This window comes from Pantoea sp. UBA6567, from assembly GCF_002434165.1.
GTDB lineage: Bacteria > Pseudomonadota > Gammaproteobacteria > Enterobacterales > Enterobacteriaceae > Pantoea > Pantoea eucrina.
The window spans coordinates 76,908-92,052 of record NZ_DJJN01000010.1 but is presented as its reverse complement, the minus strand read 5'-3'; the positions used below and the strand labels follow the sequence as shown (position 1 = coordinate 92,052).

Genomic DNA, 15,145 nt, shown 5'->3' with positions numbered 1-15,145 from the left:
AGGCAGGCGGGCGCCTGCCTGCTGCGCTATTTTTCCTGCGGGAAAATAAGATTAAGCACGATCGCCGTAATACCGCCGGCAGCAATACCGGAAGAGAGCAGCGTTTTCAGCCACTCTGGCGCAAACTGCAGGATCAGCGGCTGCTGAGAGACACCGAGTCCGACCGCCAGCGATAGCGCAATAATCATGATAGCGCGGCGGTTAAGCGGCTCGCGGGATACAATGCGCACGCCGGAAGCGGCAATGGTGCCGAACATCACGATAGTGGCCCCGCCCAGCACCGGTTCCGGAATATGCTGAACAAAGCCGCTGACCGCCGGAAACAGCCCGAGAACCACCAGCATCAGCGCCACCACAAAGCCTACATAGCGGCTGGCCACGCCGGTCAGCTGGATCACGCCGTTGTTCTGACCAAAACAGGAGTTGGGGAAGGTGTTAAACAGGGCAGAGACGCAGGAGTTCAGGCCGTTTGCCAGTACGCCCCCTTTCAGGCGCTTCATATAGAGCGGGCCGCTGACCGGCTGTTCTGAAACGTCAGAGGTGGCGGTGATATCACCGATGGTTTCCAGCGAAGTAACCATAAAGACCAGCATCAGCGGGATCAGCAGATTCCAGTCAAAACCCAGCCCGTAATAGAGCGGTGAAGGCACAGCCAGCAGCGGCTGCTCTACCGGTGCCGCGCTCTCCGGCAGCATATCCAGTCCCCACGCCAGTGCATAACCCACCGCCATCGCGATCACCAGCGATGCCACACGCAGATAGGGGTTGCGCTGACGGTTAAGCAGAATAATCACCAGCAGTACGGCACCTGCCAGCAGCAGATTTCCAGGCGCGCCAAAGCTGTGATCGTTCATAGCAGCAAAGCCGCCGCCAATTGAGGTCAGCCCGACCTGAATCAGTGAGAGACCGATAATCATCACTACGATGCCCGACACCAGCGGCGTAATAATCCGGCGTGCAAGATGCAGCACGCGCGACAGCAGCATTTCGGTACAGGAGGCGACCATCAGCGTGCCAAACAGCGCTGCCATCATGGTGGGCACATCCGCGCCACCATTCTTCAGCGCCATACCGCCCATAATCAGCGGCGTAACAAAGTTAAAGCTGGTGCCCTGAATCGACAGCAGCCCGGAGCCCACCGGTCCCCAGGTTTTGATCTGCAGCAGCGACGCTACGCCGGAGGCAAACAGCGACATACTGATGATGTGCTGCGTATCCTGTGCCGGCAGCCCCAGCGCCTGGCAGATCAGCAGTGCCGGGGTGATCACGGCGACAAACATCGCCAGCAGGTGCTGACAGGCGGCAAACAGCGTCTGCGGCAGCGGCGGGCGATCCTCAAGACGATAAATCAGTTCGCTTTTTGTCGTGGCAGACGCACTGGCGGGCGAAAGGGGTTCGGCACGATTAACAGACATGACAGGCTCTCAGTAACAGCAAAGTGGCGATTTTAAACGGTTGCCCGCTGAAAGCAATCGTTTGCATCGCTGCGGCTGATTACCGGCTGGACAATTTTTCAGCGGGCGCGCAGGGCGCGCCTGAAACCGGCCTCTATGCGTGGCTGTAGCGTTCAGTTTCCGGCAGCCAGCGCTCAATCAGCGCCTGTGCCTGTTCGGGGTAATATTGATGGATATGGCGCGCCACGCGCTGCACTTCGGGGATCATGGCCTGATCGCGCAGCAGGTCAGCGACCCTGAATTCAGCGTTGCCGGTCTGCCGCGTGCCCAGCAGCTCGCCGGGGCCGCGAATTTCAAGATCGTGCTGCGCAATCACAAAGCCGTCGTTGCTGTCGCGCAGTACCTGCAGGCGACGCTGAGCGGTTTTGCTCAGCGGGGCTTTATAAAGCAGCACGCAGTGTGAGGCGACAGCGCCGCGTCCGACGCGTCCACGCAGCTGATGCAGCTGTGCCAGACCGAGCCGCTCCGGGTTTTCGATGATCATCAGGCTGGCGTTAGGGACATCCACGCCAACCTCAATAACGGTAGTGGCGATAAGCAGCTGGATCTCGTTCGCTTTGAACGCGGCCATTACCGCCTGCTTCTCTGCGGGCTTCATCCGACCGTGCACCAGGCCGGTGCGCAGATCGGGTAATGCCACGCTCAGCTCCTGCCAGGTCGCTTCAGCGGCCTGCGCTTCCAGCACGTCCGATTCATCAATCAGGGTGCAGACCCAGTAGGCCTGACGTCCCTCCAGGCAGGCGCTTTTTACGCGTTCAATAATCTCGCTGCGGCGCGTGTCCGGAATGGCAACCGTTGTGACCGGCGTGCGGCCCGGCGGCAGCTCATCGATTGTCGAGGTGTCGAGATCGGCGTAGGCGGTCATCGCCAGCGTGCGCGGAATGGGTGTCGCGGTCATAATGAGCTGATGCGGATGAAAACCCTGCTCTTCGCCTTTTTCCCACAGCGCCAGCCGCTGATGCACACCAAAGCGGTGCTGCTCATCAATAATCACCAGCGCCATGCCGCTGAACTTCACCTGCTCCTGAAACAGCGCGTGCGTGCCCACCACCATCGCCACCTGACCACTGGCGATCGCCGCCTGCTGCGCTTCGCGCGCTTTGCCTTTCTGCTTGCCGGCGAGCCAGCCAACCTCGATGCCGAGCGGCGCAAACCACTGACGGAAATTTGCAGCGTGCTGCTCGGCCAGCAGTTCAGTCGGCGCCATCAGCGCCACCTGTTTGCCGTGGGCAATGACGTTCAGCGCTGCCAGAGCCGCCACCAGCGTTTTACCGGAGCCGACATCGCCCTGTACCAGGCGCAGCATCGGATAGTCATTAGCCAGATCGCGCTCAATCTCTTTTACCACGCGCTGCTGCGCGCCGGTCGGAGAGAAAGGCAGCGCGGCCAGCAGCCTGTCCACCAGCGTATGGCAGGGGGTCAGCGGCAGCGCATGATGACGCTGTGCGCCCGCGCGCACGGCCAGCATGCTGAGATTATGCGCCAGCAGCTCTTCAAGAATTAATCGCTTCTGTGCCGGATGGCGGCCGGTTTCCAGTTCGCTGAGCCGGAGATCGGGCGGCGGCCGGTGCAGCGTGCGCAGCGCATCAGGCAAGCTGATCAGCCCGCCGCTCAGCTCTGACGGCAGCAGCTCAGCGATCGCACAGCTCTCCAGGAGAGTCAGCGCCTGGTCGGTAAGATTGCGCAGCGTGGCCTGACGTATCCCCTCCGTGGTGGGATAGACCGGCGTCAGGGTTTCCTGCAGCTCAACGCCGCCCTGCTCACCCTGAACGCGGTATTCAGGATGGATAATTTCGGCGCCGCGCTGTCCGCGCTTGATCTCACCATAAGCGGTGACGCGGCGACCCGGCGCCAGGCTGTTTTTCATGCCGGCGGTGAAGTTAAAAAAGCGCAGAGTGGCAATCCCGCTGCCGTCACCAATCTGGCATACCAGCATGCGGCGGCGACCAAAGGTGACTTCGCTGTTCAGCACTTCGCCTTCGATGGTGGCCCAGATACCAGGCAGCAGATCGTTAATTTTGTAGAGCTGGGTGCGATCTTCATAGCGCAGGGGCAGGTGCAGCAGCAGATCCTGGATAGTAAACAGGCCGAGTCTGGCCAGCTTAGCGGCCTGGCTGGCGCCGACGCCGGTCAGGGTACTGAGCGGTATGGCATCCAGCAGCCGGCCTTTCATTTCCGACCCGTGGCTTGCATGGCGGACCACCAGCTGGCATCAGCATCGATGCCACCCTGCATGTTGATCTGCGGATAGGGCAGGCCTTTCTGCTTCGCCACGCGGGCGAGAACCGGATAGCCGCCTTCAAACAGCAGACGCTGCTGCTCTTCTTCATCCAGCAGGCTGTGCTTACGCTGATACATGCCGGCATTCTGTCGCTGGCGCTGTGCTTCATACAGAATCAGCGCCGAGGCCACAGAGACATTCAGCGACTGCACCATACCCACCATCGGAATAATAATATCCTGGTCAGCCAGCGCCAGCGCGTCGGCGGTGATGCCGGTTTTTTCCTGACCCATCAGAATGCAGGTCGGGCGGGTGTAATCGATAGCGCGAAAGTCGACCGCCTTGTCTGAAAGATGGGTGGCGAGCACCTGCATGCCGCGATCTTTCAGATGGCGTACCGCTTCCGTAATGTGCGTATGGGTTTTAACTTTTACCCAGCTGTTGCTGCCTGCGGAGGCCGAAACCATCGTGCGCATCCGCACGCTGGGCCAGACGGCGTGAACCTCATGAATGCCCACTGCGTCTGCCGTGCGGATCACCGCAGAGACATTGTGCGGCTTGTGCACCTGCTCCATGCAGACGGTGAGATCGTGCTGACGCAGCGCCAGCATTTCCTGAATTCGGGCAAAACGTTGAGCATTCATGCATTAATTACGGTTACGGTGGACTTTAATCACATCCGGCATCACGCGAATTTTGCGCATGATGTTTGCCAGATGGACGCGGTCGTTAGCAGTCAGACGGATAAAGGCGCTGTAGACGCGGCCATCGCGCTCTTCGGTATTCAGGCTCTGAATATTCGATCCCGCCGTGTTAATGGCGGCGGTCAGGTTCGCCAGCGCACCCTGGTGGTTAAACATATCCACCTTAATCTCCGCCACGAATTCCTGATCGGTTACCTTATCCCACTCTACAGCCATAAACTTCTCGGGCTCTTTCTGGTAGCCACGGATATTACGGCACGATTCATGGTGTACGACCAGACCCTTGCCAGGGCTGACGTGTGCGACAATCGGGTCGCCGGGAATAGGACGGCAGCACTTGGCGAAAGTGATCAGTACGCCATCCGCGCCTTTAATCGGCAGTTTTTTGCTGCGCTTGCTGCTCTGCGCCGCATCCGCAGCGGACTGCAGCAGGTTTTTCGCTACGACCACGCTCATGGCGTTGCCCAGACCAATTTCAGCCAGCAGATCGTCCATGCTGGCGAGCTTCATACGCTCCAGCTCCAGCTGCACGTTTTCTGCCGGTATCTCAGCCAGCTTTTTACTGCCGCCCAGCGCATGGCTCAGCAGACGACGCCCGAGGTTAACGGAATCTTCACGCTTGAGGTTTTTCAGCAGCTGACGGATCTTGGCGCGCGCTTTTGAGCTGACCACAAAGTTGAGCCAGGCAGCGTTCGGGCGTGCGCCAGGCGCGGTGATAATCTCGATTGTCTGTCCGCTGGTCAGCGGCTGTGACAGCGGATAGGGCTGGCGATCGACGCGCGCGCCGACACAGGCGTGGCCAATGTCGGTATGTACCGCGTAGGCGAAATCGACCGGCGTCGCACCAGCAGGCAGCTCAACGATGCGGCCTTCCGGCGTAAATACGTAGATCTCATCCGGAAACAGATCGGATTTAACACTTTCGATAAATTCAAACGAGCTGCCGGCGCTTTGCTGCAGCTCCAGCAGGCTCTGGAGCCATCGCTGAGCGCGGATCTGTGCGGTCGTGCCGCTTTCGCCCGCTTCTTTATAGGCCCAGTGGGCTGCCACCCCCATCTCTGCCATTTGATCCATATCTTCGGTACGGATCTGCACTTCAACCGGCACGCCGTGCGGGCCAATCATGGAGGTGTGCAGGGATTGATAGCCGTTGGCCTTGGGAATAGCGATATAATCTTTGACGCGGCCGGGACGCGGCTTATACAGGCTGTGCATCTGACCCAGCACGCGATAGCAGGTATCGAGATCTTTCACCACCACGCGGAATGCGTAGATATCCATGATCGAGTGAAAACGCTGCTCTTTGAGGTGCATTTTGCGGTAGATAGAGTAAAGATGCTTTTCGCGTCCGCTGACGCGGCAGGGAATGCCCGCCTCCAGCAGACGCCCGTCAATTTCTGACAGGATCTTCTGAATCATCTCTTTACGATTACCGCGCGCCGCTTTGACCACCTCTTTGATCACCCGAAAACGATTAGGGTAGAGCGCTTCAAATCCCAGCTCTTCCAGCTCTGTTTTCAGATGATGAATACCAAGACGGTGCGCCAGCGGGCTGTAAATCTCCAGCGTCTCCAGCGCAATGCGGCGTTTTTTATCCGGACGCAGGGCGCCCAGCGTGCGCATATTGTGCGTACGGTCAGCCAGCTTGATCAGAATGACGCGGATATCCTGCACCATCGCCATGATCATTTTGCGGAAGTTTTCAGCCTGCGCTTCTTTCTTGTCGCGGAACTTCAGCTTGTCGAGCTTGGATACGCCTTCCACCAGTTCAGCCACGCTCTTGCCAAACAGCTGTTCCATGTCCTGATAGGTGGCAGGTGTATCTTCGATCACATCATGAAGCAGCGCGGCCATCAGCGTTTCATGGTCGAGTTTCATCTCGGCCAGAATGCAGGCCACGGCAACAGGATGGGTGATGTAGGGCTCACCGCTGGAGCGAGTCTGTCCCTCGTGAGCATCACGTGCGACAAGGTAGGCTTGCTTGAGGCGCTTGATTTGCTCCTCAGGCAAGTATTTTTCAATCAGCTGATTGAGGCTTTCAAACAGATACAAGGTTGACCTGCAGAGTGCGGTTAACGACGACCTTCAGCGATAGCGGTAACGGCTTGCAACTCAGCGGCTTCCTGCTCTTGCTGTTCCTGACGATCACGCACATCCAGAATCTGGTTGGTGATCAGGCCTTCTTCGATTTCGCGCAGGGCGATAACGGTGGCTTTATCGTTCTCTTCCGGAACCAGCGGGTCTTTGCCGCCTACCTGCATCTGACGTGCACGACGTGCAGCGACCAACACCAGGTCAAAACGGTTACCAATTTTCTCTACTGCGTCCTGAACGGTTACGCGTGCCATAGGTGTGCTACTCCACAGATGATGAAGAAATGACTGGGCATAATACTGAAACTGAATTCAGACTGCCAATAGTTTGCTGATTAAAGCATCATGACGCGCTTTCTGGCGTCCCATACGCAGACGTTCTGCGCGAATAATGGTTTTCAGATCGGACAGCGCCAGATCGAAATCATCATTAACAATCAGGTAATCGTATTCAGCATAGTGGCTCATTTCCGCCACGGCCTGCGCCATGCGGCGGGCGATAACCTCTTCGCTATCCTGACCACGGCCGCGCAGGCGGCGATCCAGCTCTTCGGTTGACGGCGGCAGGACAAAAATACTGCGTGCTGCAGGCATTCTGCTGCGGATCTGCTGCGCGCCCTGCCAGTCGATATCCAGAAAGACATCCACGCCGGTGGCCAGAACCTGCTCAATCGCGGCACGGGATGTACCGTAATAGTTGCCAAACACTTCGGCATGCTCGAGGAACGCATCCTCAGCAATCATGCTTTTGAATTCAGTTTTGGAAACAAAAAAGTAGTGCTCACCATGCGCTTCGCCAGGCCGCATGTCGCGGGTGGTATGCGATACCGACACCTGCGTGTCGTAGAGCGGTTGTGTCTTTAACAGCGCCTGAATCAGGCTGGATTTACCCGCGCCGCTGGGGGCGGAAACAATATAAAGCGTGCCTTGAGCCATGGTTATCTTGAATTGAGTAAAGAGCGGAGTCGATTTCCTGCACAGTATACACGGGTTAGGGCCGCCACGCAGCGTTTGCCGTGCAGGTAAGGCAATTCTTTTCTGCGAACAGGCGCAAACCGCGCGGTAACAGAGAGTAAAACGTCAGATTTGTGCGCGAGCGCGATTCCACACTCTGCGCAGGCTACTGGCTATGAGCCACCACCGTACGCTTCAATCAGCAAAAAAGGAGAGCGGCAATGAAACGATGGCTGTGGTTAGGTCTCTGCCTGCTGAATGCAGAAAGCCGGGGAAAAGCGCTGTGTCCTGTCTGGTCGCCGGTGCGGGCGCAGCAGGAGATAACGCGCCTGCAGGAGCAGTTGCGTCACTGGGACAACGTTTACTACCAGCAGGGGGCGTCGCTGGTCAGCGATGATGACTATGACAGTCTGCTTTCCCGGCTGCAGCAGTGGCAGCGCTGCTTTGTACCCGACGAACCGGTACATGAAACCGCGCTGCCAGCCAGCCGTGGCGCGCCACATCCGGTTGCGCATACCGGGGTGCGCAAGCTGCGCGACAGGCTGGCGGTTGCTTACTGGATGCAGCATAAATCCGCGCTCTGGGTCCAGCCTAAAGTCGATGGCGTGGCCGTCACGCTGCTCTATCGTCACGGCAGGCTGACGTCGCTTATCAGCCGTGGCGATGGCGTGCGCGGTGAGGAGTGGCGCGACAAAGCGGCGCATATTCCGGCTATTCCGCAGCGGATTGAGACCTCGCTGGCGGAGGTCGTCCTGCAGGGAGAGCTGTTTCTGCAGATGACCGATCATCAGCAGGCGCGCGATGGCGGAGCCAATGCGCGGGCGCAGGTGGCCGGCGCGATGATGCGGCGCGAGATCGGTCCGCTGCTGAAACGCACCGGGCTGTTTATCTGGGCGTGGCCGGACGGCCCACCGGAGATGACGGAAAAACTTACGCAGCTGTCGCGCTGGGGCTTTGATCTTGCCCGGCAGTGGAGCCAGCCGGTCAGCGATGAAGAACAGGTTGCCGCGTGGCGCGAGCGCTGGTTTCGCGCCGCGCTGCCGTTTGCCACCGATGGCGTAGTGATCCACGCTGCGCCTTCTGCTGCCGGCCGGGACTGGCAGCCAGGACAGGGAAGCTGGTCCGCCGCATGGAAATATCAGCCTGCCGAAGTCAGCAGCGAAGTGCGTGCCGTTACGTTTTCCGTTGGCCGCACCGGGAAAGTTGCGGTGGTGCTGAACCTGCAGCCGGTGCAGGCAGAGGATAAAACCATCCGGCGTATCAGCATCGGCTCTGTTGCACGCTGGCGCGCGCTGGATGTGATAGCCGGCGATCAGGTCACGCTGACGCTGGCCGGGCTGGGGATCCCGCGTCTGGAGCGGGTGATCTGGCGGGTGGCGGAACGCCACTATCCGGAACCGCCCGCCAGTGATGATTTTCACGCTACCAGCTGTCTGCATATTACGCCTGCCTGTCGTGCGCAATTTCTTTCCCGCCTGAGCGGGCTGAGCCAGAAAACAGTACTCGATATTGCCGGTATGCAGCGCAGCAGCTGGCAGCGCCTGGTGCAGCATGGTGCGCTGACGCACCTGTTTTCATGGCTGACGCTGACGCCAGAGCAGATTGCCGCAGCGGAAGGCATATCGCCGGCACGGGCGCAGCGTATCTGGCTCAGTTTCAGGCTGACGCGTCAGCAGCCGCTGCGACGCTGGATCGCGGCGCTGGGCCTGCCGCTGCCGCGTCAGGCGCTTGCGTCCCTGCCGGATACGCAGTGGGAAGCGCTGCTGGCACGCACCGGGGCGGACTGGCAGCAGCTGCCGGGGGTTGGCGACGTGCTGGCGCAGCGGCTGGTCACCATGCTGCAGACGCCTCAGCTGCGTGAGCTAATCGCGTTTCTGCAGCAGCAGGGCATTCCGGCCGTTCCCTCAGTGTTCAGGATGGGGATAGTTGAAGACCGGCAGGCCGAGACGGAAACGCAGGGCGAGCAGGCGGGCAGCAAAACCGAACAGCAGGGTGATAATGACCACCGCTTCATGTGCCAGCGAGGTTTTCAGCAGCAGGATATAGATCCAGCCAGACGCGAAGGCGATACCGGCATACAGCTCTTTCTGGAACACCAGCGGAATGCGGTTGCAGAACATATCGCGCAGTACGCCGCCAAATACGCCGGTGATGACCGCAGCAATTGCGGCGATGATCGCCGCGTGGCCGGAATCCAGCGCGACCTGCGCACCAATAATCGAGAACACCACCAGGCCCAGTGCATCAAGTACCAGAAACACTTTGCGCAGGTGATTCATCAGCGGTGCAACAAAAGTGGTGACCACCGCTGCCGCCGCAACAATCATGATGTACTCCGGATGCTTTACCCAGCCGAGCGGGTAGTGACCCAGCAGAATATCGCGCACCGACCCGCCTCCGATTGCGGTGACAGAAGCGATGATAATAACGCCAAACAGATCCATTTTGCGCCGGCCTGCAGCCAGCGCGCCGGTCATCGCTTCAGCGGTAATGCCGATAAGGTAGAGAACAGTTAATAGCATGGGGGGCTCCAGCAGTCTGGCCGGCAAGGCTAAAGCCTCCGCGGCGCAGAGACTATTGAGATTTTTTCAACTGAACGGAGTCAGATTAGAATAGATAATGTGATGATTAAGAAAAGGCAGGCAGGGAAGGGGATAAACAAAATGCGTCAATATTTGTGATAAAAAAATATGATGCGGGGCAGCCTGTTTTCAGACGAGGATCGATTAAATCGCCTGCAGCGCAGAAAAGAAAAAAGCGTGCTGTTAACCAGCACGCGAACGCATCGGACAGATGCCCAGAGCCCACCATACAGACTTGTTGTTATTATCCGTTTCTTGCTCGCACGCTGGCGAATTCTTTCAGGCTAAAACGGTACGCAGGCTGGAACCAGGCGCGACCGTAGTAGCAACAGAGCAGCATTCTGACGGAGACCAGCGCAAGGTATCCCCAGACCGCGCATAGCGCCGACGGCATCAGCCACACCGTAAAGAGTGTTGCCGCCAGGCCCGCTGCTACCGAGGTGATCTCGATAAAAGCGATACGCGTAAACTGCTTTTCCCGCTGCAGGATAGCCCGGTAGTGCTGCCCCTGCGGGATAATAATAAATATTACCGACATCATCTCCAGCATAACCGCAAGCTGCGGCTGCTGCGCTATAGCGCTATAAATGTCACTGCCAATAAACAATGCTGCAAAAATAAATAAGCCGGTAAAAATACTTCCCCAGTAAAGAACGGACATTTCGCTATTATTAAAGCTTATTTTGCGAATAATTTTATTATTAAAGCCGCGATCGGCAAGTGTATCGATAACCAGCAGAGCCAGTATGGCGATAACCAGCAGGTTTAATTCATTCGCCTGCAAAGTCTGCGCCAGCAGCGTCAATTGTAAAACGCCAATGCCAATAATTTTTGCTGAAGAGAGAAGCGACCATTTGGCGCTGGACAGCTCTCTTTCACGTATCGCCACAGTATGCTCATTATGGTACATGTACCATCACAGTTAAGGAGTTGTACAGAGCAGAAGCGGCACGCCCTGCACCTTAGTGCAGCACATCCTGACGCAATCCTGAGATACCTTTCAGGTTTTGCCATTTATAAATACACTGCAGCAAATGGTGTTCTGAAAATAGCGCAATACCGCAGGCGTTTATTATTTCTTTTGTCTGCACGGTATCTCCTCCGGTACGGAGGAAATCCGTGAGATCGTTATAAAATCCTTTTGTATTATTATAATCCCCGGCCAGCATCCGTCTGGCAATCTCAACGAATTCTTTTTCTGACAACAAAGGATAAGTTGAGCGATCCATGTTTTTCCCTGTTTTTATTATTAAGTCTTGCTGTGTGTGAATACGTTATACAGTTTTTTATTTAATTTAACACCATGAGAAAATTCCTATAAACAAACTTTAGAAATTAATGGTTTCAGACTATGCATTAAAATAGTTAAGCAGCGATGTTTCTGACTAATTAATCTTTTCAGGAAATTATCTTATTTATCTCAGCGCCCGACCTCCGGATGACATAAATGTCTTTTTATATCAATACCTTTACAAGATTACGTCATGCGGTCAGCCAGGAATTTTCCTGTTAACAACGCTTTAGCCTGGCTGGGGATACGGTGCTGAAATCGGAGAAAAAACCACGAAACAGTTAAGGAGCACTGCGCAAAAAAAATGCAGTTTTTTTTGTAATTGCGCCCAGCAATGGCTGGGAAATCAGGATTTATGTAAGCGTTTGATTCTAGTGAGTTAAAAGATAAAGTAATCTTTCCATGTCGGCGCGCAGGGCCGCCACTTCCTGCACGAAGTGCGCATCGGAAGTAAAAGGCTGACAGTAGAGCACGGCTACAAGTTCAGCTCCCTGGCCATTAGCAATCACGCGCATCGGCATGTAGCGCTCTTTACCGCTGCCGTTATCTGTCCAGTAGTCCATAACGCCAAACGGATTATGCGGGGTAAAACGCAGTTTCAGCGAATTCTCTCCGCGCTTTGCCCGCCAGTATTGTCCCTCCTGCACCAGCGTTGCGCCGTTCAGGTCGCTTACCCATTTTGCAAAACAGGTGGGTTGCCAGATGGTTTCATACAGATCCAGCCAGTTACGCGGCACGGTAAGCGTGAGAGTCTGTGAGGGCAGCATAATGCCTCCTGAGGCAGTGTCATTCGTAATGAACTCACCCTATCGGAACCTGACCGGGCTGCCTATGACGCAACAGAAAAAGTGTGGTGCAGCAGAGGTTTTTTGCGCTATTGCCGGTGAAGCCGCGCCGCCGGCAGGAGGATGACTGTTACGTGAGAGGGCGGGTCAGCCGGCAGCGGATGCTGCCAGCAGGTGTATTCTGATTACCGAAGAGTCCGCACGAAAGAGGAAATGAATGCGGACCGTTATTGCACAGATCAGACGTAAAGAGAGGCTTCACCTGGCGGACGCGTTTTGAAACGACGATGCAGCCACAGGTACTGCTCCGGCGCGCGCAGGATCTCTTTTTCAATCACTCTGTTCATATAGGCAGCGGCAGCGGCTTCATCTTCATGCGGATAGCCTTCCAGTTCCGGCTGAATGATGAGCTGGTATCCGGTTTTATCCGGGTTGCGGATCAGAACAATCGTCAGCATTGCGGGCCGTGCAAGACGCGACAGAACAAAGGTGCCGTTCGTGGTTGCCGCTTTCTCTACCGCAAACAGCGGTGCAAATACGCTGCCTTTCGGACCGTAATCCTGGTCGGGGGCAAACCAGACGGCTTCGCCCTGCTTCAGCGCCTGCACCATGCCGCGCAGATCGCGACGGTCAATCATCGCTTTATTGGAACGCATACGGCCTCTGGTCTGCGCCCACTCCATTGCCTGATTGTTGTGCGGACGATACATGGCCATCATCGGCTGACAGAGACCGGTAATGCGGCCGCCCAGCTCCAGTGACATAAAGTGCACGCCAATAACCATAACGCCGCGCTGCTGATTCTGCGCATTCTGCAGGTTAGCAATGCCGCTGACGTCAAACAGACGACGAACCCGCGCATCTGACCAGAACCATGCGATACCGGTTTCTGCCAGCGCCATGCCGAGCGACTCAAAGTTGCCGGCAATCATGACCTCTTTCTCTTCTTCATTAATATGCGGGAAGCAGAGTTCAATATTGCGACGGGTGATGCGTTCGCGCCGCTTGAGGAAGTGACGCGAGAGTTTACCCGCATTTGCCCCGAGACGGATCAGAACGGGATAGGGAAGCTGCACCAGCAGCCAGAGCACGGCCAGACCGAACCAGGTAAACCAGTAACGGGGATGCAGCAGTGTGGAACGAAATTGTCCGGTTTTCTTCATAGCACCTTCATAGGTAGAGTAAATGTAACGCGCTAAGAAGTCGGTCCATGGTTCCTGGTGCGGTACAACTGTAGTAATTACGACCGGCACTTTAGCAAATAGTGCCTTAAGAATTCTGCTAACTTTAGTATCTTTAGGATTGATGGAATTCATGGAATCCGGGATATTACCGGCTGCAGGAAGGATGATTTTTATTTTATGTAAGTAAAATCAATCAGATAAAACAGCATCATTAATGCTGAAGATACAATAGATATGTCAGTACAGGTCAGCAGCAGACACAGATGTACATCATTGCACGCACAATGCTTACATTGCAAAAGATAAAAAATAGTCTACCTGAAGGGTTGCTGCCTGAACCCGCTGCTGTGTGGGCTCAGGCAGAGATGCTGCTGAGGCTGGCAGATGAAACGTTATTCGATGTTCTGAATCTGCTCGCGCATCTGCTCAATCAGCACCTTCAGCTCAATGGCTGAAGCGGTGATATCTGCATTGATCGATTTAGAGGCTAAGGTGTTCGACTCGCGGTTAAACTCCTGCATCATAAAGTCGAGGCGACGGCCGACCGCTTCCTTCTTCTTCAGGATGTTGTAGGTCTCTTTAACATGCGCGTCGAGGCGATCCAGCTCCTCCGCCACGTCAACGCGCTGGGCCATCATGACCAGTTCCTGCTCCAGACGATTATTCTCCAGCTGAACTTCTGCCTCTTCCAGCCGGGTCACCAGGCGTTCGCGCTGCCATTTCAGCACGTCCGGCATCTGCGCACGTACTTTGCTGACTTCCTGCGATACGCCCGCAAGACGCTGCTCAATCAGACTCTTCAGCGCGTTACCTTCACTTTCACGCGCTTCGATAAAGTCATCCAGCGCGCCATCCAGCGCCGTCAGCAACTCAGCATTAATGGCGTCCAGATCCTGCTCCGGTGCTGACATTACGCCCGGCCAGCGCAGAATATCCAGCGGATTAATGGCACCCTCATCGCTCTGCATTTTTACCCAGTTGGCAGCCTGCACCAGCTGTTTTGCCAGCGCTTCGTTCAGTTGCAGCTCGCCCTGTGCGCCCGGATCGGCATCAAAACGCAGATGGCACTCAATTTTGCCGCGCGTCAGGCGGGTGCGGATGCGCTCGCGGATCACCGGCTCCAGGCCGCGGAACTGTTCCGGCAGGCGAATATAGGTTTCCAGATAGCGCTGGTTCACCGAGCGCAGTTCCCAGGTCGCGCTGCCCCAGCTGCCTTTGGCTTCGCGACGGGCGTAAGCGGTCATACTGCGGATCATAAGCTTGTACTCTTTCAGGGAATGTTCTGCGCATTATAACGGCGTGCGGTGCGGCGGGATAGGGATAGCAAAACGCTGCTATGTTTAGAGCAGGCCCACTAATCCTGAGCGAGCATATTACCCGGCAATGATGATGTCCGATCTGTTTGGTACTGCGTATAAATCTGTTTGCAGCCTGATGGCGCTACTGCTGCTGGCCGGATGTCAGACTGCACCCGCGCGTCTGCAGCCGATCCCGCAGCACAACGCACCGGTGGCGCTGTGCGGTGCCGGCGAGATGATGATGCAGACCACGCTGTGGCTGAGTGCAGTGCCGGAGCGGGAATGGCAGCCGTTTCTGCGTGAGGCGCTGATGCCGCACTTTGGCGATACGCTGACAAGCTATGACGCTGCAGGGAAGGGGGAAGCGCGCCGGGTTGTAGTGCTGCTCTATCCGCCGGATGTCGCTTTTTCTGCCGTGATTGAGCGCGCGCGCGACCGGTATCGGGCGCGCTTTAACGCCAAAACCACCACCCGCATCGATACGCTGGTCTGCGCTGCTGTCCGCTGAGCAGAAAGAGAATCGTCGATCTGCCCCATGCGCGCGGGACAGCTGCGGCTGAAGTCCGTATAATGCGCAGC

At 56.6% G+C, this 15,145-nt stretch carries 13 protein-coding genes and 1 pseudogene; 2 read left to right on the top strand and 12 right to left on the bottom strand.

Annotated elements, in window-relative coordinates; all coding sequences use genetic code 11:
• Positions 1-26: 26 nt before the first annotated feature.
• The 6 genes from B4M48_RS16200 to gmk form a co-directional block, all read right to left on the bottom strand.
• Complete coding sequence (locus tag B4M48_RS16200; RefSeq protein ID WP_039381325.1) at positions 27-1,415, bottom strand: nucleobase:cation symporter-2 family protein; 1,389 nt, start codon at positions 1,413-1,415, stop codon at positions 27-29.
• A gap of 133 nt (positions 1,416-1,548) precedes the next feature.
• On the bottom strand, positions 1,549-3,627 hold the full coding sequence (gene recG, locus B4M48_RS16195; protein WP_039381322.1) for an ATP-dependent DNA helicase RecG: 2,079 nt from the start codon (positions 3,625-3,627) through the stop codon (positions 1,549-1,551).
• The gene (gene trmH, locus B4M48_RS16190) at positions 3,624-4,319 is read right to left on the bottom strand and encodes a tRNA (guanosine(18)-2'-O)-methyltransferase TrmH (RefSeq protein ID WP_039381320.1); all 696 of its coding nucleotides are present in this window, start codon (positions 4,317-4,319) and stop codon (positions 3,624-3,626) included. Before trmH ends, recG begins: the two co-directional genes overlap by 4 nt.
• A gap of 3 nt (positions 4,320-4,322) precedes the next feature.
• Positions 4,323-6,431, bottom strand: coding sequence for a bifunctional GTP diphosphokinase/guanosine-3',5'-bis pyrophosphate 3'-pyrophosphohydrolase (gene spoT / locus B4M48_RS16185; RefSeq protein WP_039381317.1), 2,109 nt, complete (start codon positions 6,429-6,431; stop codon positions 4,323-4,325).
• A 20-nt stretch (positions 6,432-6,451) separates the two neighbouring features.
• The gene (rpoZ, locus tag B4M48_RS16180; protein ID WP_013511051.1) at positions 6,452-6,727 is read right to left on the bottom strand and encodes a DNA-directed RNA polymerase subunit omega; all 276 of its coding nucleotides are present in this window, start codon (positions 6,725-6,727) and stop codon (positions 6,452-6,454) included.
• Positions 6,728-6,784: 57 nt separating this feature from the next.
• Complete coding sequence (gene gmk / locus B4M48_RS16175) at positions 6,785-7,408, bottom strand: guanylate kinase (RefSeq protein ID WP_039381313.1); 624 nt, start codon at positions 7,406-7,408, stop codon at positions 6,785-6,787.
• A gap of 239 nt (positions 7,409-7,647) precedes the next feature.
• On the opposite strand from gmk, the pseudogene ligB reads away from it, so the two are divergent.
• Positions 7,648-9,384 (top strand): annotated as a pseudogene (gene ligB / locus B4M48_RS16170) (NAD-dependent DNA ligase LigB); the annotation flags it as partial.
• On the opposite strand, the gene B4M48_RS16165 reads toward ligB, so the two are convergent.
• From B4M48_RS16165 to B4M48_RS16140, 6 genes are all read right to left on the bottom strand, one after another.
• Positions 9,331-9,948 (bottom strand): trimeric intracellular cation channel family protein, encoded by a 618-nt coding sequence (locus B4M48_RS16165; protein ID WP_071668661.1) that lies wholly within the window; start codon positions 9,946-9,948, stop codon positions 9,331-9,333. The pseudogene ligB and the gene B4M48_RS16165 overlap by 54 nt on opposite strands.
• A 304-nt stretch (positions 9,949-10,252) precedes the next feature.
• Positions 10,253-10,897 carry an oligosaccharide flippase family protein gene (locus B4M48_RS16160; protein WP_190289178.1) on the bottom strand — a complete coding sequence of 215 codons (645 nt, stop codon included), beginning with the start codon at positions 10,895-10,897 and terminating at the stop codon, positions 10,253-10,255.
• Between the two features lie 73 nt (positions 10,898-10,970).
• Complete coding sequence (locus B4M48_RS16155) at positions 10,971-11,237, bottom strand: hypothetical protein (protein WP_071668654.1); 267 nt, start codon at positions 11,235-11,237, stop codon at positions 10,971-10,973.
• Positions 11,238-11,670: 433 nt separating this feature from the next.
• The gene (locus tag B4M48_RS16150; protein ID WP_071668653.1) at positions 11,671-12,066 is read right to left on the bottom strand and encodes a polyketide cyclase; all 396 of its coding nucleotides are present in this window, start codon (positions 12,064-12,066) and stop codon (positions 11,671-11,673) included.
• A gap of 257 nt (positions 12,067-12,323) precedes the next feature.
• A complete protein-coding gene (gene lpxP, locus B4M48_RS16145) occupies positions 12,324-13,247 on the bottom strand; it encodes a kdo(2)-lipid IV(A) palmitoleoyltransferase (protein ID WP_283341430.1) in 924 nt (307 codons plus the stop codon).
• Positions 13,248-13,660: 413 nt separating this feature from the next.
• Entirely contained in the window at positions 13,661-14,524 is an 864-nt protein-coding gene (locus B4M48_RS16140; protein ID WP_039381293.1) for a YicC/YloC family endoribonuclease, read from the bottom strand.
• Between the two features lie 133 nt (positions 14,525-14,657).
• Here B4M48_RS16140 and B4M48_RS16135 point away from each other — a divergent pair, with 133 nt between their 5' ends.
• Entirely contained in the window at positions 14,658-15,074 is a 417-nt protein-coding gene (locus B4M48_RS16135) for a DUF3574 domain-containing protein (RefSeq protein WP_039381290.1), read from the top strand.
• Positions 15,075-15,145: the final 71 nt, after the last annotated feature.

Bases quoted from the DNA above. Each gene is read 5' to 3' on its own strand.
- B4M48_RS16200 (WP_039381325.1), bottom strand. From the start codon at position 1,415: ATGTCTGTTAATCGTGCCGAACCCCTTTCGCCCGCCAGTGCGTCTGCC.
- recG (WP_039381322.1), bottom strand. From the start codon at position 3,627: ATGAAAGGCCGGCTGCTGGATGCCATACCGCTCAGTACCCTGACCGGC.
- trmH (WP_039381320.1), bottom strand. From the start codon at position 4,319: ATGAATGCTCAACGTTTTGCCCGAATTCAGGAAATGCTGGCGCTGCGT.
- rpoZ (WP_013511051.1), bottom strand. From the start codon at position 6,727: ATGGCACGCGTAACCGTTCAGGACGCAGTAGAGAAAATTGGTAACCGT.
- gmk (WP_039381313.1), bottom strand. From the start codon at position 7,408: ATGGCTCAAGGCACGCTTTATATTGTTTCCGCCCCCAGCGGCGCGGGT.
- B4M48_RS16165 (WP_071668661.1), bottom strand. From the start codon at position 9,948: ATGCTATTAACTGTTCTCTACCTTATCGGCATTACCGCTGAAGCGATG.
- B4M48_RS16155 (WP_071668654.1), bottom strand. From the start codon at position 11,237: ATGGATCGCTCAACTTATCCTTTGTTGTCAGAAAAAGAATTCGTTGAG.
- B4M48_RS16150 (WP_071668653.1), bottom strand. From the start codon at position 12,066: ATGCTGCCCTCACAGACTCTCACGCTTACCGTGCCGCGTAACTGGCTG.
- lpxP (WP_283341430.1), bottom strand. From the start codon at position 13,247: ATGAAGAAAACCGGACAATTTCGTTCCACACTGCTGCATCCCCGTTAC.
- B4M48_RS16140 (WP_039381293.1), bottom strand. From the start codon at position 14,524: ATGATCCGCAGTATGACCGCTTACGCCCGTCGCGAAGCCAAAGGCAGC.
- B4M48_RS16135 (WP_039381290.1), top strand. From the start codon at position 14,658: ATGTCCGATCTGTTTGGTACTGCGTATAAATCTGTTTGCAGCCTGATG.